The organism is Kineobactrum salinum, assembly GCF_010669285.1.
GTDB classification, from domain to species: domain Bacteria; phylum Pseudomonadota; class Gammaproteobacteria; order Pseudomonadales; family Halieaceae; genus Kineobactrum; species Kineobactrum salinum.
Map to the genome: position 1 here is coordinate 4,265,244 of NZ_CP048711.1, position 20,128 is coordinate 4,285,371.

Sequence of the window (20,128 nt, forward strand, 5' to 3'; positions counted from 1 at the left end):
ATCCGGGGGGTCTTTTTGGTGACCGCAGAAGCGATGAAGAAAGTGGGGTTCGCAGTGCTCACGGGGGTGACGGTGACAGCTATTATCAGCGCAACCTCCTGGCTGCTGTGGGTGAGTCGAGCGGCAGCGATTAGCCATGACTTTGCGGGCAACTACCAGACACTGGACAACAAGATAGAGCAGGTAGATAGGCGCCTGGATACCATGCAGATCGATGTCGTCGTGATCCGAGAACAGAGCCAATCCACTAAAGAGACCGTCATCGAGATCAAGGAGCTGATCGGGGGGTCCTATGTACATCCCTAAGCACTTCTCGGTCGAGGAGTTTGTCCCGGAGCTGGCCTACCAAGAGCGAGGGGAGCAGGCATGGGAGCTTCTCGATGAACGGATGCTCATCACCGCCGATCAATGCCGCGAAGAGTTCGGCCCGACCTTTGTTAACACCTGGTTCTCCGAGCGGCTGATAGCGGTCTATGGCCGCCGCGAGTGGTCTGGCCTGCGCACTTTAGGGTATTACCAGAGTGTGCATGACGACGATGCGTTCGGCCTGCACAAATACCTAACCAGCTACAGCCAACACAAATACGGCCGTGCGTTCGACGCGCTTTTCCGCGACACCCCCGCGGACGAGGCGCGGGACTATATCCGCCGGCACCCGAAGCAGTTCCCCTACCTGACAGCCATGGAGACGGGTACTAGCTGGTTCCACGGTGATGTCCGCAACGTCCGCAAGCTCATGGAGTTCACCCCATGACCAGCATCCTGCAAGAGAGCTTCGGCGGCATCGCCCCAGGCATTGATGCGCGCAAGATGGCGGACAGCCTGGCGCAGATCGCAGACAACTGCTTGTTCGAGAGGAACAACCTCCGCGCCTTACGGTACCCGAAACCAACGGATAAGGTTTTGGCGGCCTCGACGAAATCCGTATTCCCTTACCAACACGGCTGGGTGGAGTTCGATGAGCGGGTGTCGGCTACGTTGAGCCCCGTCGCCAATGATGCTTATGCGCGGTTCTATTACACCGATTCCAGCTACCCGAAGGTCCGCTCCAACAGCTCGGTCTACCGCCTGGGTGTTCCGCGCCCCGAAGACGGACCTACTGCGGCACTGCCGGCGGGCGCTCCCGAGGTGGTTGAGGACCCGGAGAATCTGCTTGAGATCGAGACCGTATATTACCTGGTGACCCTGGTCGACGCCTTTGGCGCCGAGGGGCCGCCGAGCCTGCCGTCTGGAGGCCTGGACCGGTACCGGAACGACCCGGTCGTCGTCTCGCTCCCCAGCACCCCCACCTTGACCGGGTACAACTTCGGGGCTGGCGCACTGTGGCGGGTCTACCGCTCCAATACCGGTACCGAGGACACGGGGTTCCAGTACGTCACGGATCTACCGCTGGCCACCTCGACCTTTGAGGACACGGTCCCCAACGACGAGCTGCAGGAACTTCTACCCAGCCTCACCTGGCTGGGGCCACCCGACGATGACGCCACGCTGTGGCCGGATGGTCCATTGCAGGGCCTGGCCCTTGGACCTAATGGCATTCTGGCGGGCTTCGCGAAGAAGACGGTGTACTTCTGCGAGCCGTACCTCCCTCACGCATGGCCGCTGGAATACAGCATCACCTGCCGCGATGAGATCCTCGGCATCGTCTGGACTGCCGGTGGCTTGCTGGTCGTCACGGAAGGCTTACCAGTGATGGTGGGCGGGAGCCACCCGGCGTCGTTGTCGATGTTCACCCCCGAGAAGGGCTGGGCGGGTACTTCGCGCCACACCATCGTCGACATGGGCGGGTGGGCGATGTACACCGCTGCCGACGGGATCGTGGCTGTACAGGGGCAGTCGTTCACGCTAGTCACCGAACAGCTAATAATGAACAACCTGTGGGCGAATATGATGCCTACTGGGGACAATGTCTTGGCGGGGAACGCCGAAGGGCGCTATGTCCTGTACTGGAAGCGCACGATCGACGACACCGAAGGGTGCATGATCCTCGACCTCAACCAGGGGGCGAACGCCTGGACAAACACCACCCAGCACTCCGATGTGGCCTACTTCAACACGGCCCATGGCCGGCTGATGGTCCGGGACGAGAACAACTATCTGGCTGAGTTTGACTTCGGCAGCAACATGGAATTCCTCTGGAAATCTCGGGTGTATACGATGCCCGAGCCGACCAACTTTGCCTTCCTCGAAATCCGCGCGAATGAATACCCTGTTCGGGTCACGATTGAGGCAGGCGAGAACTCCTGGGCCGGCCCGGTAGGGGAGTCAGCACTGACGGTGCGCTTCGACGAGGACGTGACAGGCCCGATCACCGCGCTACCGTCGGGCTTCGAGGCCACGGAGTGGGCGTTCTCGGTCAAAGATGATCGAGAGGTGATCTACGTCGCGCTCCACGAAGATCTGACGGATACCGGCTGATGGCAGATCCCAGGCAATTCCGCCCGATCCCGGCGATCCCTAACGTCCCTGCAGGCGTCAACCCTGACCTGCGGCACTTCCTCACCTCCGTGAGGGATGCGCTGACCGTCCGGGCTGGCGGCAGCAAGAACGAGCTGGATCGGGCGGTGACTGTTCGGGAGCTGGTCGACACAGGCATCGTGGTCGCCTCTGGCCGGCGACTGCTGCCGGCGACGGAGGGGAAGCCTCCGACCGACTGGGATAAGTTCGAGTCCGACCTGGACGATATGGCGGAGGAAGTTGAGGAGCTTTTTACCAATGCCGGGGTCAACGCTATACCGATCCATAACGGCACTGATTTTGGCGGAGAGTACCAAGGCCAGATCATCTTCAACACGGTAGACAACAAGCTCTACCGGTGGACAGGGACGGAGTGGACGGCGGCGGTACCTGCGGTCGATGTTATAGGACAGTTGACCAATGAGCAGTTGGCAGACATCGCGGCGGCGAAGATCGTAGGGCAGCTAACCAATGCCCAGATCGCAGGTATTGACGCAGCGAAAATCACTACGGGCCAGTTGACCGATGCCCAGATTGCCTCTGTAGCCACCGCGAAACTTACCGGGCAGATCACGGAAACACAGATATCTTCTGGGGCGATCAGCACGCCGAAGCTGGAGGCTGGCGCGATCACCGCGGCGAAGTTGGCGGCCGGATCAGTGATTGCGGGGAAGATCGCTTCTGACGCAGTGACGGCGGCCACTATTGAGGCCGGGGCTGTTACCTCAGCGAAGATTTTGGCTGGGGCAATCACGGCGGGTAAGCTCTCGACCGGTGCGGTCTATGCAGACAACATCGCTGCAGGGCAAATCTGGTCAAGTAAAATCGCGGCGGGCGCGATCACTGCGGGGAAGATCGCAACCAACGCAGTCACGGCGGTAAAGATCCAGGCAGGGGCTATTGAGACCGACAAGCTGGCAGCGAACTCGATCACTGGTGACAAGATCGTGGCGAACACGATCACCGGGGGTCTGATCGCAGCTGCAGGCATTATCACGACGGCGGCGCAGATCACCAACGGGGTAATCACCAACGCCAAGATCGAGAACGGAGCCATCACTACCGCTAAGATCGGAGACCTGGCTGTAGACACCCTCCAGATTGCAGACGACGCTATAACTGTGCCGGTTGCGGGTTCAATCAGTTCGTACTCGAACGTACCTACGAGCCCCGTCCAAATAGGGAGTCTGACAGTGTCGCTAGGGACCGCGACTTTGAAGAGAGTCTTGATTATGGGCTCCTTGATGGCTACTGGAGGCTCCACTGGCGATGGGGTTACCCTCCGGGCAGCGGTCTATGTGGACGGTAAAAGCAATAACATCCTAAGCGGAGGGGCTTATACTTTTCCGAACTCCGGGGGTGCCACAATCTACTTCGCCCGTATGGTAACCATCGCCACCGCTCAGAGCAGTGTCACAGTCCGAATCTATGCGGAGAGGGAAGGGGTCTCTAGCACCATCAACGTACTCAGAGGCACTTATCTGGTTTTGGGGGTCAAGCGGTGATGAGCATAAAACACATCGTGGTATACGACACCACGACAGGCGCTATCAAAAACAGGATGTCGATACCAGAAGGGGATATCCCCTTTAATGTCCCTACGGGGGCGGCCTATATCGAGACTGAGGAGCTGCACGAAGAGCCTGGGTTCCATATAGATCTACAAACAGGCCAACTTGCGCTGAAGCCTGTGCCGTTGGAGGAACTCAAGGAACGGAAGTGGGAGGAAATGAAGCGCCATCGGAGCGCTGAGGAGTTCGGGGAGTTCACCTGGAACGGGTTGGTATTTGACGCGGATAAAGTGTCTCAGGCCCGGATTCAAGGTTCCGTACAGCTGGCGTCGCTGATCCCGGGCTTCGAGGTCACGTGGACCCTCAAGGACAACAGCACCGTCGACCTCACCGCGCTGGACTTGGAGGAGGTAGGAATTGCGCTCGGCATGAGTACGATGACCGCCCATGCCAAAGGCAAGAGTGTTAGGGCTATGATAATGGCGGCGACAACCGCTGCAGAAGTCGAACTTGTGGAGTGGCCAGAGTAATAGTTCTGGCTCTCCTGGGTGTGATATTATAGGTAACACCTATATTTCTTAGACCGATCCGAGGCCCCACCGCTTATGCTCATCGTACACAAGAAGGTCAGCGCGCAGCCGGACGGCCTCGATGACGCCCTGGTGCAGCCGACTGACTGGAATGATGGACACGAGCTGACTCTGGCCTCCGCCCGCCTGATAGGCCGCACCACGGCTGAGGCGGGTGCTGCTGAGGAGATCACTGTTGGGGCTGGCCTGTCACTCGGCGGCCTGGCCCTGTCCTTCGATCTGGCTTGGGGCGATGCGCGGTACTCCAAGCGGGGACCTGTGGGTGTTGAAACCACCATGCTGGTGGAGGACCTCCCCCCGGGTGATTCTCGCGTCTGGGAGGTGACCAAGACTGAATCTATGAGTCTTGGTTTCCCAGATATACGAGGGACAAGCACCGGGCCTGGATCTGGGACTGACCCGCTTCGGCTTCTCGCTGAGCACACAGGAACTGCAACTGATAGCCGCATCACGGTTACCTCGTTGCATTCGCCGCTTGGTGGTACAGGCCCTGGGGACGCTTATATTGACGGGCTGACTTGGGTGAAGACCCGAAACAGTTTTGACGGCTGGGGGGACTGGCGCGAAGTCATTGTTCTTGGTACCGAGAACCCGGCTATCACTAACTGGGACACTGCCTACGGCCGGGGCGACCACGCAGCGGCGGGGTATGCACCAGCGGCCAGTCCGGCATTCACTGGCCGGATTACCGAGGAGGTCTACTCCGTCACAGGTACTACCCCGGCCCTCGACCCCCAGAACGGGACTATCCAGACCTGGGTGCTGTCGGCGAACAGCACGCCTACGTTCAGCGCTGGATTTACTTCGGGCAGTTCGATCACATTAATGATCGGGGACGGCCCCAGTGGGTACGCAGTCACCTGGCCAGGTACTTTGAAGTGGGCTGGAGGGTCCGCCCCTACTTTGGGAGAGTCCGGGTATAACGTCGTGGAAATCTGGCGTCAGGGCACTGACTACTACGCCGCGTATGTGGGGAACACGAACTGATGATCCGCCACCGTATGTTGCGGGCGGCGGGCGGCCGGGAATTCCCGAGCGGCCCAGGCCCGCAGGAGATGCTCTACGATGCTGGCGCAGGCTTGGGCTACTACGGTGTAGCAACGCACGCGGAGATGGGAGTAGGTACCTTCTTCGCGGATGGTGGAGCGGCCGGGGTGGGGGGTACTCAGTTATATGAGACACCTGACTGGTATAAATTCTATGTGGATATATCGGCGGACTTTAACGAGGAAGGCCGTTCATACGTCATTTTCATGGCTGCACGCCCAGTGAGGCGGGCTGTGTCTTGGGAGATGATATACCAAGCCGGTCTGGTCTACGGGACTGACGGCACAGGGGCCTATCCTTCAGGGAGCCCAACCAACCAACTCAGGACGCTCCCCATAGGCGCGGCGGGGGACACGGCCAAGGTCCGGTTGCTCGGGGACGACCCCACCTTAGACCCTCCAGAGACCGTCTACGCCAATCGTTCAGAGTCTTATCAGCTGATGGGCAGTCTGTATTCTGAGGACGGGCCGGATTACGGGTGGGCAGTTTACAGCGACGCCGATCTCATGGGCGACGGATCAACAGGCCATAACGGGTGGCTCATGGAGCGGTCGTTTGACGATGCGACAAGGAGAAGGCTCCGTGGAGGGTCAATAAGCGTCATAGGAGCCTTCACGAACGTAGCAACCTCAACTTCATATACAAACGGCTGGCGCCCAGCGCTGGTACTTCTTTGAGGATTGAACATGTACGTGAAGATTGAAAACGGAGTACCGACCAAGACCACGATCGCCGCACTCCGGGCAGAGAACCTCAACGTGTCCTTCCCCCGGAATCCCGGGCCGGCGCTGCTGGCCGACTTCGGCGTGTTCCAGGTGGTAGCTACCGAGCGGCCTACAGGATCACTGACCCATAAGGTCGTTGAAGGTGTACCGGCACAGCTCGAAGGTCAATGGACCCAGGTATGGGAACTGGTCGAGCGTAGCCCCGAGGAGCTGGCAGCTGCCCAAGAGAAGCTGCAGCTGACGATTGTCGGCGCTACTCAGTTCCGCCTGGACACCTTTGCCCAGACCCGTAACTACGACGGGATCTTGAGCGCCTGCACTTACGCTACCGGCTCCTTGCCGGCGTTCACCGCCGAGGGGCAGCGGGCAGTCGAGTTGCGCGAGGCAACCTGGGCCGCCCTGTACCAAATCCTTGATGAGGTTACGGCAGGCACGCGGCCGGTGCCGGCGGGCTTCGAGGACATCGAATCAGAGCTTCCTACCTTGGAGTGGCCAGCATGAAGCGGTTCCTACTGAACGCCCTAGTCTGGGGCTCGCAGACGGTCAACGTCCTGGTCCTCGCGGGCCACCCCGACCAGACGGTATCTGCCCGGGCTTTCGTTAACCGAGACACGAAGCGCTGGGGGGTTGCCTACAAGGCGATCAACACGGTGTTTTTCTGGCAGGACGACCACTGCCTCACGAGCCACCAGGAAGATCTCCTGCGGGCAAAAGCAATTTGCAACCAAGAGGTTTGACCCATGGCTTCACGTAATTTTACCCACCTGTCCCGCCACTACGCACACGGACGGATCAACTACAGCACCGGTGCGTTCAAGGCAGTTCTGGTGGCTTCAATCCCTAGCGAAGCGAACCTCGACGCCTGGGAGTACCTGGATGACGTAACCATAGAAATTGCAGCGGGGGGTGGCTACTCCTTGGGGGGCTTCGATGTGACCATGATCGTCGCCGCGCTTGATGCCGCGAACGACCTGCAAGCTATCGCGCTTTCAGCTGCGAGCCCGACCTATGAGACGGCGACCATCTCGGCCGTCGGCTGCATTGTCTACCAGGACACTGGGGATGGGGCGACGTCGCCGCTGATCTGCTTCGTGGACTACGACGGCACGATCACCAGCACCGCTGGCAACTTCACAGGCACCTTCGACGACCCGGTCACCATCGCCGCGAACCCCGCGTAATGGAGATCACCTCCACGCCGATCCGGGACAAGTCCAATGCGTTCAGAGTCTTCTTCGACAAGGCTCTGACCGCTGACGGGCGTCCTGCGCCAATCGACGTGGTCGGGCTCCTGGAGCATGTGGACGATGACGTTTGCGAGGTCACTCTGACGAAGGGTGACCTCTCGAACGAGGTGAACATCGAGATCGGGCTGGAGGCAATTCGCCTCGGATACAAGAAGCTGGAGTTCCACCGCTCGATGGGGGGCCTAGCCACGCGCTGGGCCACCCTGGTTCGCCGGGCTGACGGAATGGACTACTACCACGTTGACCTGGAGAAGGCGGTGAAAACATACGAGATGCGGGGCAACTCATGACCTTGAAAGATTTCCTGGCTACGGCCAATGCTGACCATTCCCTGGCGCTGCAAGAAGCCCAGGCATTCACTCAGGCGGTGCCCAAGTACTACACCGCCAATGTGATGACAGTGATGTTGGTAGGCGCCGGCCTGTACGGGATGCTGTCGGACACCGCGGCAACGCCTGAGCATCCGGTGCGGGACATCTGCCTGGCGCTGATGGACCGTCTGCGCAGTGAGGGTGAGGTCAACCTGGCGCCTAGCGATCCGATGGGACAAGCCAACGGACAGATGCTGGATGCGCTCATCACTGGACTGCCCGATCATGCCACTGCGCTCACGGGCCTCAAGACTCAGCTCCTGGCTGGGGCCGAAGAGACCGTGTACCCGTTCGCCAACGCAACGCTATATGACGTGCTGGTAGCCCGCGGTGATGTACCTACGCTCCCGGTGACGGTCAACGCTCAAGGTTTCGTGATTGTTGGTGCCACTGGCCCATGTCCAGCGCACTCTCCCAAGATCCTTGGCTTCAATCCTCGCGTTCAGCAGTGGCAGGCCGTGGGCCGCCTGCCGGGTGTTTCGGCAACTGGACTGTATGAGTGCCGTATCGACCACCCCTACCGGCCGTGGGCGCTGAAAGTTGAGGATGCCTACGAGGCGTTGGTTGATACGGTTGGTGTTGAGTAATGGCCCAACTTTTTTGGACGCCAAATCCTGCTGACGCGGGCTCTGCTCCCAGCGACATCAGCTATGCGACTCACTATGGCGCCCCTGGCGGCCTCACCGTGGAGGACTTTTCTGGCGTCTTTGCACTGAAGGTGGATAACAACGTGTGGACGGCTGCCCGCCGTGCTATCCGTATATCAGAAATCGCCGGCCTGGACGTGGGTGCAATTGACGACCTCGAAATCTATATCAGATACAGGATTCAGGGCGCTGGCAATGACATCTACCTCTTCTCGCGTATGGGGAGTAGCGGCGGAACCAACGAACATGCAGTTTGGGCCCGGAAGCAGAGAGCCTCTGGAGGCACCGAGTGGCTCGGTCTCTACGATGAAGGTTCCTCCAGCAGCCTAGATTCTGCCCCTGGGTCCACCGACTTTATTGACAGGTCTTTGCGCCTGCGTGTAGTAGGCACAGCAGTGAAGGGGTCGTTCTGGGATGACGGTGACTCAGAGCCCCCGGCTTGGCAGTTAGAGGCGGTGCAGTCTACTGTGACAACGGGCGGTGGGTTTGGGTTTGGTCGATTTACGGGTAGCTCAAATTACCCGGATAACTGGATTTATGAGATAGGCATAGGCACAGGCGGCGATCCTGCACCCACCGGACCAGTTGTGGGTGGCAGCTCCCCGATCCTGACTGCCCCATCCGCCAGCATCATCACTGCCACCAGCATCACCCCTAACGTGACGGTGACCTTCTAATGGCTACCTTGTACTGGGTTGTCTATCCGTCTGGGCAGTCTGATCCGCTCGACACGGACATCATCAACGAGACTGTCGCCAACGGCATTTTCGGGAGTGACACTGCGCCCGGTACAACGACTGATCCGTTCACCGGTGATGCAATCGCTGGGCTGGCGGCTGAAACCAGTTACCGCTTGGCCGTGGTCTGGGACGATGGCACTACCACCAGTGATGTGGTGGTGTCCGATCCATTCAGTACGCTGGTAGCCTCGGTGAATGCCACGGGTTCCGGGGCAGTGCCGGGAGTGACCGCCTCACCTCCGGCAGGTGGCGCAACGGCCGATGGCACTGCCACAGGTCAAGTGCCCGGTGTCACGCTGGGCGCAGCATCCGGCTCCGCGACAGGCACCGTGGGCGTCGAAGGGGCGTTCGACGGTGGAGCGTTTGATGGGGGCGGTTTCAACGTGCCCCCGGCCGATGCCCTCGCCTCGGGTGCTGTGCCAGGTGTCGCCCTGCGCCCTGCAACAGGGACTGCAGTAGGGACCGCTTCTGCCACGGCCAGCGGCGCTGTGCCCGGTACCGTCCTCACGCCGCCCACCGGCACCGCCGAAGGCGGGACCGGTGCCGTTGCCTCTGGCGCCGTCCCCTCTGTCGCGCTTACACCAGCAACCGGCAGTGCGACTGGGGGTATCAGCGTCGTGGCCAGCGGCGCTGTGCCAGGCGTCGTGGCGCATCCGCCAAGCGGCGGAGCCACAGCAATAGCCAACGCCGTTGCGAGCGGCGCTGTGCCAGGGGTGGCCCTGGGTGCTCCTACTGGGCGGGCGACAAATAAGGACGTGATTGTAGTCGGTGGCGCTGTGCCAGGGGTCAGGTGTGGAGCGCCTACCGGGAGCGCTACCGGTGATGCAGTTGCCAGCGGTGCAGTGCCCTCTGTCTCGATCTCGGCGGTTTCAGGTGGGGCCTCTGGCTCAGGTCACGGGTCAGGTGGCCTGCCTCCTGTGGCGCTGCGACCGGCGACAGGCAGCGCTCGGAATGACGCCGTGGCGTCAGGCGCGGTGCCGGGGGTGGCGCTGAGGCCCGCCACTGGTTCGGCCAATATCTTTCGCATCCCGGCGGAGGCGTTGCGTGAGTTCCATGTCGAGCCGCGGGCACGAGAGTTTTTTGTAGAGGCTGAGGTCCGCGAGTTTTTCGTCGAGGCCGAGGTTCGAGAGTTTAATGCGAGGGTAAGGTGATGTTTGCAGGGGTGAAGGACGTCGATGCGACGTTGGATTTCAGGATCAACTGGACGCGGTGGTTACCGGAAGAGTCAGTGATCGTCGCGAGCGAGTGGATCGTTGACGATACTTTGGTGGAGGTGACGTCGGTCCATAACGACCAGCGGGCGACCATCCTGGTGCGGGGAGGGGTGGTAGGGCAGCGTCCGCTTATCACCAACAGGATCACGACCTCTGATGGGCTGGTGGATGACCGGACGATTCGGTTGAAAATTACGCAACACTAACGCTTGCATGGTAATATAGGTAATACCTATATCGGGGTGACAAATGTTCCAGAAAATGAAAGCGGTGCTCGTGTTGTTGAAGGTTGGTCGGGTCGTTATCGACCCAGCCAAGTGGAAGCGGCGCCAGATCAGCGCGTCGATTTTGATCACGGCCATCTGGGCATTGGCAGACACTGCGAGGGCGTTTGGGTATGAGATACCAGTGGACGGCGAGACGGTGGATGCCCTGGCTGTTGGCCTGTTGGCTGTTGTTAACTGGGTGCTCACCCTCACCACCACGGACAAGCTGGGACTGCCAACCCGCGCTAAGGCTGATGCTTGACCGAGAAGAAGGGGTGCGCTGGCGGGACGACCGCTATCACCTCGAAGGCTTTGTTTTTTCACTCACCTGTAACTACTGAACAAGGAATTTTGAGATGAACCTGACCCTGGCCATTCAAGTGGCGAAATTCGTTATCTGGCTGATGCTGAACCTTTCTGATCTGGTCCTGGAGGCAGAGGAGAATCTACCGGAGGCCGGCCGCGGCGGGGAGAAATTCGCTGCTGTGAAAGAGGCGGTACTGGTGGCGGCCCGTGTCCTGGGTCTGGCTGATCGAGCCATTGATGCTGCGCTGGGCGTGGTCGACGTCGACAAGAGGATCAACGATACCGTCTCCAAAGAGATCAACGCTGCACGATAACCCCGAAGCAACCAGAGCAAAATATATGGCAGTTCCTGATGTTGGCTTGCTGAAGTATTGTGAAACCGAGCGGCAGAAGGAAGTCGTCCAAGCATTTGCCGATGGTGGCTCGTTGCGGGCCGCCGCTCGGAGTTTAGGAGTCACGCGGCAAACAGCCCAGGACGTTGTCCGCCTGGTTAGAAAACGGGCGGTGGCTGCTGGCTATTCGCCGGATGCGCAGATGAATACCCCCTTCCCGGAGGGGATCTCGTTGAAACGGATCAGCCAGAGGCGCCGCGCCGACGGTGAGTTACTGGATTACTGGCAGATAGGTGAGCCCGGCAAAGAGCAGCAGGAAGCGCTGCTTCGAGAATTCTGCGCCGGTCTCGCTTCCTCCCTCGCACCATCCCCCTCTACACCCGCACCGCCCGTCGACACAGATCAAATGCTCTCGGCCATCGTCATCGGCGATGGGCACTTAGGCATGCTCGCGTTTGGGGAGGAGACCCTCGGTGAAGACTTCAATATTGAGATCGCTACGGCAGACCTTCGGGCCGCTATTGATTACCTGGTGCATTGCGCCCCGGCCTCCTCGGAGGGGCTGTTGGTTAATGTGGGGGACTTCCTACACATGGATGACACCTCCAATAAAACACCAGCGTCCGGGCATGCGCTAGACGTCGATCTCTCCCATCACCGTCTCATGCGCATCGCTGGGGTGCTCCTTCGCTACGCCATCGACAAGATGCTGACCAAGTTCGCAACAGTGCGGGTGGTCAATGCCGCCGGCAACCATGACCCCCACAGCGCCCGCGCGCTCTCAATGTTCCTGGAAGGTATTTATGAAAACCATGCCCGCGTCATCGTCGAACCCACCAAAGGGAAATTCTACTTCCTCGAATTCGGGAACAATCTCATTGGCATTACTCATGGTGATCGGATTCCTGCTAATCGTCTGGCCGGCATGATGACCCAGCACGCTGCCGAAGCATGGGGGCGGACGAAGTACCGACGGTGGTGGGTAGGGCATATCCACCACAAGCGTTTTCAGGAAATGGAGATGGGCTGTTCCATCGAGAGTTTCAACACGCTGGCTGCCGGCGACGCCTGGCATGCGTCGATGGGCTACAGCGCGGAGCGCGGGATCGAGATGATTACGCTCCACAAAGAATTTGGCCAGGTCGGCCGGACCAACGCTTCGTTGGCACTGGTCAGGGCCTTCGCGGGCGGTGAACTAGCCGCGTAGGAACGCCTTGGATTCCGATTTAAGGCTCCCGCAATCCGTCTTTCAGCACCCCCTATTTTCCCCCCTAAAACGAGGCTCCGGCACCGCCGGGCGAGAGGATCTTATGAAACTTTGTGTGTTATTGAATGGGCCACCCGGCTGCGGCAAAGATACCCTGGCAGAAGAAATGGTGCCCTCGGGCTTCACTCCGATGTCGTTCAAGCCGGCGCTGTACCAGGCTGTGTCTGACCACTACGGCATTCCGCTAGAGGAGGTGCTGCATTGGTGCGCGACCAGAGAGCTGAAGGACGAGGTGTGGAATCCGATAGGGAAGACGCCACGGGAGATGATGATCGAGGTCAGTGAAGAGGTCTACAAGCCCAGGTTCGGGAAGGACTACTTTGGGAAGGCGGCGGCGGTGGCTTGCGTTGAGGCGGGGGCGGACTTTGCGGTATTCTCGGACGGGGGCTTCCCGGAGGAGATCGGACCACTGGCGCTGTATTACAACCAGGTAATCGTCGTCCAGTTATTTCGGGAGGGGTTCAGCTTTGAGAAGGACTCCAGGACCTATGTCGAGGGTCCTGATGGCACCTACCAATTGACCCTTGTCGAAGGTCAAGTGGCAGAGGCCCTGGGGCAGTTGCTGGGGATCGCCGGAAGGCACAAATAGCTCGGCGGTTTTCTCGGCGGTGGAGCGCCCAAATGCGCCTTTTTCTGTCCCCCTCTGTCCCGCAACCCGTTGATTTTAAAGACATAAAAAGTCGAGAAAAGTCGGATAACGGGTTCGAGTCCCGTCCGCTCCGCCAACATTCAAAATCTGGTTTGTCGTCGATGGATCCGGGCTCACAGCAGTTCGGCGGGCGGACAGCTCTACCCAACTAACGGGGGACGGGCCGGTTTTGGCTTTACCGGCTCTACCCAATTAACGGGGGATGGGCCGGTTTTCACTAAACCCGGTTGATGATGCCATCCCATCCACAATGGGTTAAGACCCTCAGTCGGTAATTTTCAAAGTTTCTGAACCCGTAAGCTCTCCTGGACATCATTTCCATCTTGTTGTGGAAGCCCTCAGGCACGATGGTGCGCTTCCTTTGTCAGCGCACCCTATGCAAGCGGTGCTGCCTTGAGGGCATAGGGTGCGTTGAGGCACGAAACGCACCGGATAGCCCCCCGCCGCCTGAGGCTTGGAACAAAGACCGGGGGGACGATGGTGCGCTTCCTTTGTCAGCGCACCCTATGCAGGCGGTGCTGCTTCGAGGGCATAGGGCATAGGGTGCGTTGAGGCACGAAACGCACCGGATAGCCCCCCGCCACCGAGGCTTAGAACAAAGACCCGGGGGACGATGGTGCGCTTCCTTTGTCAGCGCACCCTATGCAGGCGGTGCTGCCTTGAGGGCATAGGGTGCGTTGAGGCACGAAACGCACCGGATAGCCCCCGCCGCCTGAGGCTTGGAACAAAGACCGGGGGACGATGGTGCGCTTCCTTTGTCAGCGCACCCTATGCAGGCGGTGCTGCCTTGAGGGCATAGGGTGCGTTGAGGCACGAAACGCACCGGATAGCCCCCCGCCGCCTGAGGCTTGGGACAAAGACCGGGGGACGATGGTGCGCTTCCTTTGTCAGCGCACCCGATGCACGCGGTGCTGCCTCGAGGGCATAGGGTACGTTGAGGCACGAAACGCACCGGCGGGCATTGTCTCGCACACTTAGCTTGTCTCTTCGGATCCTGCGTCCTCAGGGTCCAACTCCCCCAGCGCCAGAAACCCGCCAGCCATAAACCGGGCGATGCGCCTTTTCACCGCCGGGAAATCATCCGCGTGGCACAGGCCCCCGACAGACGGTCGATGCGACCGGTGCGCGCAAGAGTATTCATCAATGCACCTGTCACGAAGTGGTAGCCCCAGAATATGTCCTCTTCCGGGTACTCCGGCAAGGCACGTTTCAGGATGTCGACGAGTCTGAGAACGACCGGGTCGAAGTAGACATCCATTAGCTCCCCGCCCTCCGGCGTATTGCTGACGCGGGCGCAAAAAGCCGCATAGTTCATCCATTCAGGGCCGCCCTCGTAGTACAGATCCAGATCGGTATCGAGAAATGCATGCAGTGCGCCTACTACGGTGGGATTTGCACCTGCCTCCTCCTCGTAGCGTGCAAGCGCGGCCATTCTTCGGTCACTTGTCGTGCCAGCTCGACGTGCGAACACGGCGTCGAACAGGCTCCTTTTGTCCTGGAAGTAGTAGTTGACGAGTGTTGTGTGGATCCCGACGTGCCTGGCTACGTCCCGAAGTGTCACGCCGTACAGACCGTTTTTGGAGAACAGGTACTCGGCAGCATCGAGTATCTGCTCGATGCTCTCTGCCCGTTGCTCTGCCTTGCTGCGCCGGGAACCCTGGCGTTTGGGAGTAGTGGCCATAACGGACTATGTTGCCGGTGTCGCTGCGCGATTGATCCGGGCGCCGCCCCCGGGCACAGTCGCGGGGACAGCCTGACGCCTTCCGCGGCGGCTGGCGGGACGGTCAATGAGCTGATTAGGGACAGGTGGATGGTTTCGCATGGCGCGCAATGTACGGCATTTTTGCGCGAAGATAAATATTCGCTAATACAATAGTGAATATATTTGCCTGTACGATCCCTCGTAACGCGATACGTATTGACATTCATTAACGCTAGAGTGAGTATGTGACAGCGACACCACACATGCCAAAAAAATAAGGGAGATGTGATATGGGAAAGCACAGTATAGCTGCATGCAGGATATTGGCCGGGCTGGGACTGGCCCTTGCAGTACCAGCCGGCGGCACCAGCGCTGCCACACCCGATTCAGTGGACGGCGATGTGGCCGGTAACGAGCAAAGACAGGCGGTACGTCTCGAGGAAATTGTAGTCACCGCCACCCGGCGGTCAGAGAACCTGCAGGATGTGCCGATTGCGATCTCCGCCCTGTCCACCTTCGAACTGGAGCGTCAAGGCATCGAGAACTTCGAGGATTTCGCCCGCCAGATCCCCGGGGTCAGCTTCAATAGAACCACGAAGAATGCCAGCACATTTACATTTCGCGGGATTTCCATCAATACACTGCCCGGCGGCGGGCTCCAGAATTCCACTGCGGTATACCTCGGTGACGTACCGGTATCTACAACCAGCGCATTCACGCCTGACGTGCGGCTGTTTGACATAGAGCGCGTTGAAATCCTGCGCGGACCGCAGGGTACGCTGTTCGGATCCGGGTCATTGGCAGGTACGGTGCGAATTCTTCCCAATGAACCGCAGTTCAATGAGTTTGACGCGAAGCTTCGGGTGGACGGGGGGTTGACCAAAAGCGACTCCATCAGGCAGCGCTATGATGGGATGGTGAACATTCCGCTCGTGGACGATTCGCTGGCAATGCGTGCGGTCGGATATTTCCGCGATGAAGACGGCTGGATCGATAACCTCGGTACTGGCGAAGACAATGCGAACGGCAGTCGCGATTGGGGCGCGCGTGGTTCGCTGCGCTGGGCGCCAACCGACAGGTTCTCTGCGAAGCTTATGGTGATGCACGATGTAGGGGAGCCGGGAGACCTTGATTTCATTGATCCTCAATTGGGTGAAGACAAGGTCGACACTATTATTCCCGGAGAAATCCGCACGGAGATCACGAACTACAATGTCAGTTTCGAATACGACTTTGAGTGGGCGACGCTGCAGTCTTCAACGAACTATTCTGACTTCGAGGTCAAGTTTGATCAGGACTTTAATGGGATATTGACGGGCGTTTTCCCCGGTTTCATTATCGCAACCCGTACCTCTGCGCCGGCTCTGGTGCAGGAAACCAAATTGATTTCACAGAGTGATTCACGCTTGCAGTGGACAGTGGGCGCGTTCTATATGGACAGGGAGTTGGATGTGGAGGCGCTTCGCTCTACCGATCCGAACTTTCTCGTAGGTCTGCATATTACAGGACTCGACGAGGGGCTTTTCTACTACGTTCCAACTGAACTGGAGGAACGCGAGACCGCGGGGTTTGGAGAGTTGTCCTGGGACATCAGCAATGATCTGACTGCGACCGTGGGCGTGCGCTACTCGCATTTCCGCAGAAAGTTGACGCAGCTGCCGGGAGCGTTCAACCAGACTGGCGCGGTTGCCGGGGCGGTACTGGCAGGCGGCAGTACTGAGATTCCCGAGCCGACATTGTCGACCGGCAATGTGATTGGGCCGGATACGTTCAGCGAAGTGACCACCAAATTTGCGCTGAGCTGGCGACCTGCTGACAGCATGACGTATTACTTCACCGCGGCAGAGGGCTTTCGCAATGCGCTGCCCAATGCGAACGCCGGCCTGGAGAGCCAGATTGATCCCAATGACATTGTCATCCCGGATGTCGCCGACGCCGACAAGCTCTGGAACTATGAGCTTGGCCTGAAGGCTGACTGGTTCGACGGTATGCTCCGGACCAATATGGCGGCGTACTACATTGTCTGGGAAGACATCCAGCTATTGGCGGTCCGCCCGTCAGACGGAACCCGTTTCTTTGCCAACGCGGGCGATGCGGAATCGATGGGACTGGAAGTCGAGGTCCTGGCGAGACCCAGTGACAACCTGGAGCTCGGGTTGAATCTGACCCTGCAGGAAGCGGAGATCGATTCGATTACTGATCAGCAGGCAGCATTCAGCGGTGCTACCGAGGGCTCTGAGCTGACCGCACCGGATTTCAAGATGTCCGGTTTCGTTCAGTATACCTGGATGCTCGAAGACCGGGGAAGCCTCTATCTGCGCGCAGACGTCCAGCACGTTGGTTCGTATCCCAACACGCAACCCAATACCGTGGGGCAGCCAGACACACCCAGTCCGGTTTTTCAGCAACTTGAAGCCTACGAGAACGTAAACGCCAGCCTGGGTTGGATTACCGATAAATGGACCCTGGTTCTGTACGGCGAAAACCTGCTCGACAATGACGACCTTGTATTTCGTCAGCCGGACACGGCTGTCATCGGCAACTTCGGAACACTGCGACCGCGGACACTTGGGTTCAGGGCGACCTGGCGGCTCTGAGTGTTGCGGTCTTCAAGAGCACCACATCGATCAGGGGTAATGATGACGTTGGCGCTACAGTTTCGCGATTTTGTCAAGCCGGGATTGGCTGGATTGGCGCAGCTGGCCTTCGTCATCGCCGCTGGCTCATCCGGGGGATCGGCTTGGGCTGTCGGCGGCGACGATTGGAACAGTGCTGCGCTCCAGTCGGCCCTGGATTATGCGAGGGGCCAGAGCACCAGCGCCGTCGTGATCGTGCATCGAGGTGAAATCATTGCGCAGCGGTATTGGGCCGTGACAGAGCGCGCCGAATCCCGATATCCATTGTTTCTGGGCGGGCAGTCGGCGGCGGGGGCGCCGATTGAAGACGTGGCGTCGCTGCAAAAGAGTGTGGTATCGCTGCTCGCAGGCATTGCGCTGGACCAGGGATTGCTGGAGCTGGAGACACCGGTCTCCGCGTATCTGGGCGCTGGCTGGAGCCGCGCCGGTGAGCATGAGGCGGCAATCACCGTACGACATCTGTTGTCCATGACTTCCGGGTTGACGCCCGGCCTGGAGCATGAGGCATCAGCCGGTACGCTGTGGCGGTACAACACACGTGCCTATAGTCAGCTTCCCTCTGTGCTTGAAAAGGTCACCGACCAGGATATCGCGACTCTGACGGCGCGTTGGTTGACCGAACCTCTCGGGTTGGAGGATACCGCCTGGCGAGAGCGTCCCTGGGTCACGGCCAGCGTGGATGCCAACCCCTTGGGTCTCTACACTTCTGCCAGCGATCTGGCCCGCATCGGTGAGCTCATCCTGGCGCGCGGTGTCTGGGACGGTTGTAGTCTGGTGTCCGAAGACTATCTTGATGCCGCGACCTCTCCCTCGCAGAGCCTCAATCCGGCCTACGGCTTTCTGTGGTGGCTCAATGGCTACGCTTTGCAGCCGCCGCCTGGCGAGGCGGGGCAGGATGTGCTGGCCGCTGCAGCGCCGGAAGATCTGGTTGCCGCGCAAGGGGCACTGGGACGAAAACTCTACATCGTGCCGAGTCTGGATCTGGTGGTCGTGCGTCTTGGTGATGCTGCGGCGGATAACTTCAATGAACATTTCTGGTCGTTGCTGATGGCAGCGCTACCTGCGAGGTCAAAATGAACAATGAAAGAGCCGGTCTGGCAGTGCCCTCCACGCAGCTTCCCGAAGCGGATGAGCAGGTGAAGGTACCGTACGCGAGCCGCCTGTACCGCGGCTATGTGTTGGCCATTCTCACCATTGTCTATGCGTTCAATTTCATCGACCGACAGCTGCTGGTCATCCTGCAGGAGCCTATCAAGGCTGAGCTGGGACTTTCCGATACGCAACTGGGTCTGTTGACGGGCTTTGCGTTCGCGCTGTTCTATGTGGTTTGCGGCATTCCGATCGCCCGCTGGGCGGACAGGGGTGTGCGTCGCAGCATCATCGCATTGGCCCTGACGGTATGGAGCGTGATGACCGCCGTCAGCGGTCTGGCCAACAGTTACACCCACCTGCTGCTGGCGCGAATCGGGGTTGGTGTGGGAGAAGCCGGCGGCAGCCCGCCGGCACACTCGATGATCTCCGACATCTTCAAGCCGGGAAACCGCGCCGTCGCACTTTCCATCTACTCGATTGGCATCTATATCGGTATCCTGCTCGGGTTTGCGCTCGGTGGCTGGATTGCGGATACATTCGGATGGCGCCAGGCCTTCTTCGTGGTGGGCCTGCCCGGCGTCGCGCTCGCCGTGATCGTGCGATTGACGATACGCGAACCCGTCCGCGGCTGGTCAGAGGGAGCGGTAAAGAGCTCCATCACAACGCCACCGATGATGGACGTTGTCCGTCTGCTCTGGTCGCGCAAGTCGTTTCGCAACATTGCGCTGGCGGCCAGCCTGCAGGCATTCATCATCTATGGCATCGGCAACTGGTTGCCATCATATTTTCTGCGCAATTTTGACCTCAGCCTGAGTACCGTCGGCGCCTGGATGGCACTGACCACAGGAATCGGCGGCGGGCTCGGTTCCTTCTTCGGGGGCTGGACCGCTGACCGCTTTGGCGTACGGGACGCCCGCTGGTACTTGTGGATTCCGGCAATACTCACCTTTTTTATTGTGCCGGTGCTGGTGATGATCCTCACTTCCGGGTCCGTGACCATCGCGCTGCTGCTCACGGCGCCGTTCCATTTTCTTTCGGCAGCCTATCTGGGATCGGTGCTCGCCGTTTCCCACAGTCTGGTGAACGCCCGTATGCGGGCGCTGACGTCCGCCGTTCTGTTTTTCGTCCTGAACCTGATCGGCCTGGGGCTGGGACCCGTGTGCGTGGGGATGCTGAGCGACCATTTTGTGAGCCGCGGCCTCGCAACACCATTGGCCAGTGCTTTGTTGATCTGCGGCGTGATAGCGGCACTGTGGGCATGTCTGCACTATGTGCTAGCCGCCAATGCCATTCGCCAGGACATTGCGAGGCTGGGCAAATGAACCAGTG

General features: G+C 59.5%; 23 protein-coding genes and 1 pseudogene. 22 read left to right on the forward strand and 2 right to left on the reverse strand.

Going from position 1 to position 20,128, the window contains the following annotated elements; translation table 11 throughout:
- Positions 1 to 18: 18 nt before the first annotated feature.
- The 19 genes from G3T16_RS18970 to G3T16_RS19060 all read left to right on the forward strand — a co-directional run bounded on the left by G3T16_RS18970 (position 19) and on the right by G3T16_RS19060 (position 13,309).
- On the forward strand, positions 19 to 306 hold the full coding sequence (locus G3T16_RS18970) for a hypothetical protein (RefSeq protein WP_163496603.1): 288 nt from the start codon (positions 19 to 21) through the stop codon (positions 304 to 306).
- Positions 293 to 754, forward strand: a complete 462-nt coding sequence (locus tag G3T16_RS18975) for a hypothetical protein (RefSeq protein WP_163496604.1) — start codon at positions 293 to 295, stop codon at positions 752 to 754. Before G3T16_RS18970 ends, G3T16_RS18975 begins: the two co-directional genes overlap by 14 nt.
- The gene (locus G3T16_RS18980) at positions 751 to 2,418 is read left to right on the forward strand and encodes a hypothetical protein (protein ID WP_163496605.1); all 1,668 of its coding nucleotides are present in this window, start codon (positions 751 to 753) and stop codon (positions 2,416 to 2,418) included. The genes G3T16_RS18975 and G3T16_RS18980 overlap by 4 nt, the downstream gene beginning before the upstream one ends.
- The gene (locus tag G3T16_RS18985; protein WP_163496606.1) at positions 2,418 to 3,962 is read left to right on the forward strand and encodes a hypothetical protein; all 1,545 of its coding nucleotides are present in this window, start codon (positions 2,418 to 2,420) and stop codon (positions 3,960 to 3,962) included. The genes G3T16_RS18980 and G3T16_RS18985 overlap by 1 nt, the downstream gene beginning before the upstream one ends.
- Positions 3,962 to 4,498 carry a DUF4376 domain-containing protein gene (locus G3T16_RS18990; RefSeq protein WP_163496607.1) on the forward strand — a complete coding sequence of 179 codons (537 nt, stop codon included), beginning with the start codon at positions 3,962 to 3,964 and terminating at the stop codon, positions 4,496 to 4,498. Before G3T16_RS18985 ends, G3T16_RS18990 begins: the two co-directional genes overlap by 1 nt.
- 75 nt (positions 4,499 to 4,573) lie before the next feature.
- A complete protein-coding gene (locus G3T16_RS18995; protein ID WP_163496608.1) occupies positions 4,574 to 5,545 on the forward strand; it encodes a hypothetical protein in 972 nt (323 codons plus the stop codon).
- Positions 5,545 to 6,282, forward strand: coding sequence for a hypothetical protein (locus tag G3T16_RS19000; RefSeq protein WP_163496609.1), 738 nt, complete (start codon positions 5,545 to 5,547; stop codon positions 6,280 to 6,282). The genes G3T16_RS18995 and G3T16_RS19000 overlap by 1 nt, the downstream gene beginning before the upstream one ends.
- Positions 6,283 to 6,291: 9 nt before the next feature.
- Entirely contained in the window at positions 6,292 to 6,831 is a 540-nt protein-coding gene (locus tag G3T16_RS19005) for a hypothetical protein (protein ID WP_163496610.1), read from the forward strand.
- The gene (locus tag G3T16_RS19010; protein WP_163496611.1) at positions 6,828 to 7,067 is read left to right on the forward strand and encodes a hypothetical protein; all 240 of its coding nucleotides are present in this window, start codon (positions 6,828 to 6,830) and stop codon (positions 7,065 to 7,067) included. Before G3T16_RS19005 ends, G3T16_RS19010 begins: the two co-directional genes overlap by 4 nt.
- Before the next feature lie 3 nt (positions 7,068 to 7,070).
- On the forward strand, positions 7,071 to 7,511 hold the full coding sequence (locus G3T16_RS19015; protein WP_163496612.1) for a hypothetical protein: 441 nt from the start codon (positions 7,071 to 7,073) through the stop codon (positions 7,509 to 7,511).
- Positions 7,511 to 7,867 carry a hypothetical protein gene (locus G3T16_RS19020; protein WP_163496613.1) on the forward strand — a complete coding sequence of 119 codons (357 nt, stop codon included), beginning with the start codon at positions 7,511 to 7,513 and terminating at the stop codon, positions 7,865 to 7,867. The genes G3T16_RS19015 and G3T16_RS19020 overlap by 1 nt, the downstream gene beginning before the upstream one ends.
- Positions 7,864 to 8,535, forward strand: coding sequence for a hypothetical protein (locus G3T16_RS19025; protein WP_163496614.1), 672 nt, complete (start codon positions 7,864 to 7,866; stop codon positions 8,533 to 8,535). Before G3T16_RS19020 ends, G3T16_RS19025 begins: the two co-directional genes overlap by 4 nt.
- The gene (locus tag G3T16_RS19030) at positions 8,535 to 9,272 is read left to right on the forward strand and encodes a hypothetical protein (RefSeq protein WP_163496615.1); all 738 of its coding nucleotides are present in this window, start codon (positions 8,535 to 8,537) and stop codon (positions 9,270 to 9,272) included. Before G3T16_RS19025 ends, G3T16_RS19030 begins: the two co-directional genes overlap by 1 nt.
- Complete coding sequence (locus tag G3T16_RS19035; RefSeq protein ID WP_163496616.1) at positions 9,272 to 10,486, forward strand: hypothetical protein; 1,215 nt, start codon at positions 9,272 to 9,274, stop codon at positions 10,484 to 10,486. The genes G3T16_RS19030 and G3T16_RS19035 overlap by 1 nt, the downstream gene beginning before the upstream one ends.
- Before the next feature lie 11 nt (positions 10,487 to 10,497).
- A complete protein-coding gene (locus G3T16_RS19040) occupies positions 10,498 to 10,755 on the forward strand; it encodes a phage fiber-tail adaptor protein (protein ID WP_163496617.1) in 258 nt (85 codons plus the stop codon).
- Positions 10,756 to 10,798: 43 nt separating this feature from the next.
- Positions 10,799 to 11,077: a hypothetical protein gene (locus G3T16_RS19045; protein WP_163496618.1), complete on the forward strand. Its 279-nt coding sequence runs from the start codon at positions 10,799 to 10,801 to the stop codon at positions 11,075 to 11,077.
- 94 nt (positions 11,078 to 11,171) lie between these two features.
- Complete coding sequence (locus G3T16_RS19050) at positions 11,172 to 11,435, forward strand: hypothetical protein (protein ID WP_163496619.1); 264 nt, start codon at positions 11,172 to 11,174, stop codon at positions 11,433 to 11,435.
- A gap of 25 nt (positions 11,436 to 11,460) precedes the next feature.
- Complete coding sequence (locus tag G3T16_RS19055) at positions 11,461 to 12,660, forward strand: helix-turn-helix domain-containing protein (protein ID WP_163496620.1); 1,200 nt, start codon at positions 11,461 to 11,463, stop codon at positions 12,658 to 12,660.
- A gap of 115 nt (positions 12,661 to 12,775) precedes the next feature.
- Entirely contained in the window at positions 12,776 to 13,309 is a 534-nt protein-coding gene (locus G3T16_RS19060) for a hypothetical protein (RefSeq protein WP_163496621.1), read from the forward strand.
- Between the two features lie 277 nt (positions 13,310 to 13,586).
- On the opposite strand, the pseudogene G3T16_RS22645 reads toward G3T16_RS19060, so the two are convergent.
- Both G3T16_RS22645 and G3T16_RS19070 read right to left on the reverse strand, forming a co-directional pair.
- Positions 13,587 to 13,727 (reverse strand): annotated as a pseudogene (locus G3T16_RS22645) (transposase); the annotation flags it as partial.
- 705 nt (positions 13,728 to 14,432) lie between these two features.
- A complete protein-coding gene (locus G3T16_RS19070; protein WP_197911753.1) occupies positions 14,433 to 15,050 on the reverse strand; it encodes a TetR/AcrR family transcriptional regulator in 618 nt (205 codons plus the stop codon).
- Positions 15,051 to 15,460: 410 nt separating this feature from the next.
- Between G3T16_RS19070 and G3T16_RS19075 the strand changes: the two genes are divergently transcribed.
- Genes G3T16_RS19075 through G3T16_RS19085 form a run of 3 tightly spaced genes read left to right on the forward strand, consistent with a single transcriptional unit; the run spans position 15,461 to position 20,121 of the window.
- Positions 15,461 to 17,668, forward strand: a complete 2,208-nt coding sequence (locus G3T16_RS19075; RefSeq protein WP_163496622.1) for a TonB-dependent receptor — start codon at positions 15,461 to 15,463, stop codon at positions 17,666 to 17,668.
- A 42-nt stretch (positions 17,669 to 17,710) separates the two neighbouring features.
- Positions 17,711 to 18,784, forward strand: a complete 1,074-nt coding sequence (locus tag G3T16_RS19080) for a serine hydrolase domain-containing protein (protein ID WP_163496623.1) — start codon at positions 17,711 to 17,713, stop codon at positions 18,782 to 18,784.
- Complete coding sequence (locus G3T16_RS19085) at positions 18,781 to 20,121, forward strand: spinster family MFS transporter (protein WP_163496624.1); 1,341 nt, start codon at positions 18,781 to 18,783, stop codon at positions 20,119 to 20,121. Before G3T16_RS19080 ends, G3T16_RS19085 begins: the two co-directional genes overlap by 4 nt.
- The last annotated feature ends 7 nt before the right edge of the window (positions 20,122 to 20,128 follow it).

Coding starts and splice junctions, on each gene's coding strand:
- G3T16_RS18975 (WP_163496604.1), top strand. CDS start 293: ATGTACATCCCTAAGCACTTCTCGGTCGAGGAGTTTGTCCCGGAGCTG.
- G3T16_RS18980 (WP_163496605.1), top strand. CDS start 751: ATGACCAGCATCCTGCAAGAGAGCTTCGGCGGCATCGCCCCAGGCATT.
- G3T16_RS18985 (WP_163496606.1), top strand. CDS start 2,418: ATGGCAGATCCCAGGCAATTCCGCCCGATCCCGGCGATCCCTAACGTC.
- G3T16_RS18990 (WP_163496607.1), top strand. CDS start 3,962: ATGAGCATAAAACACATCGTGGTATACGACACCACGACAGGCGCTATC.
- G3T16_RS18995 (WP_163496608.1), top strand. CDS start 4,574: ATGCTCATCGTACACAAGAAGGTCAGCGCGCAGCCGGACGGCCTCGAT.
- G3T16_RS19000 (WP_163496609.1), top strand. CDS start 5,545: ATGATCCGCCACCGTATGTTGCGGGCGGCGGGCGGCCGGGAATTCCCG.
- G3T16_RS19005 (WP_163496610.1), top strand. CDS start 6,292: ATGTACGTGAAGATTGAAAACGGAGTACCGACCAAGACCACGATCGCC.
- G3T16_RS19010 (WP_163496611.1), top strand. CDS start 6,828: ATGAAGCGGTTCCTACTGAACGCCCTAGTCTGGGGCTCGCAGACGGTC.
- G3T16_RS19015 (WP_163496612.1), top strand. CDS start 7,071: ATGGCTTCACGTAATTTTACCCACCTGTCCCGCCACTACGCACACGGA.
- G3T16_RS19020 (WP_163496613.1), top strand. CDS start 7,511: ATGGAGATCACCTCCACGCCGATCCGGGACAAGTCCAATGCGTTCAGA.
- G3T16_RS19025 (WP_163496614.1), top strand. CDS start 7,864: ATGACCTTGAAAGATTTCCTGGCTACGGCCAATGCTGACCATTCCCTG.
- G3T16_RS19030 (WP_163496615.1), top strand. CDS start 8,535: ATGGCCCAACTTTTTTGGACGCCAAATCCTGCTGACGCGGGCTCTGCT.
- G3T16_RS19035 (WP_163496616.1), top strand. CDS start 9,272: ATGGCTACCTTGTACTGGGTTGTCTATCCGTCTGGGCAGTCTGATCCG.
- G3T16_RS19045 (WP_163496618.1), top strand. CDS start 10,799: ATGTTCCAGAAAATGAAAGCGGTGCTCGTGTTGTTGAAGGTTGGTCGG.
- G3T16_RS19050 (WP_163496619.1), top strand. CDS start 11,172: ATGAACCTGACCCTGGCCATTCAAGTGGCGAAATTCGTTATCTGGCTG.
- G3T16_RS19055 (WP_163496620.1), top strand. CDS start 11,461: ATGGCAGTTCCTGATGTTGGCTTGCTGAAGTATTGTGAAACCGAGCGG.
- G3T16_RS19070 (WP_197911753.1), bottom strand. CDS start 15,050: ATGGCCACTACTCCCAAACGCCAGGGTTCCCGGCGCAGCAAGGCAGAG.
- G3T16_RS19080 (WP_163496623.1), top strand. CDS start 17,711: ATGACGTTGGCGCTACAGTTTCGCGATTTTGTCAAGCCGGGATTGGCT.
- G3T16_RS19085 (WP_163496624.1), top strand. CDS start 18,781: ATGAACAATGAAAGAGCCGGTCTGGCAGTGCCCTCCACGCAGCTTCCC.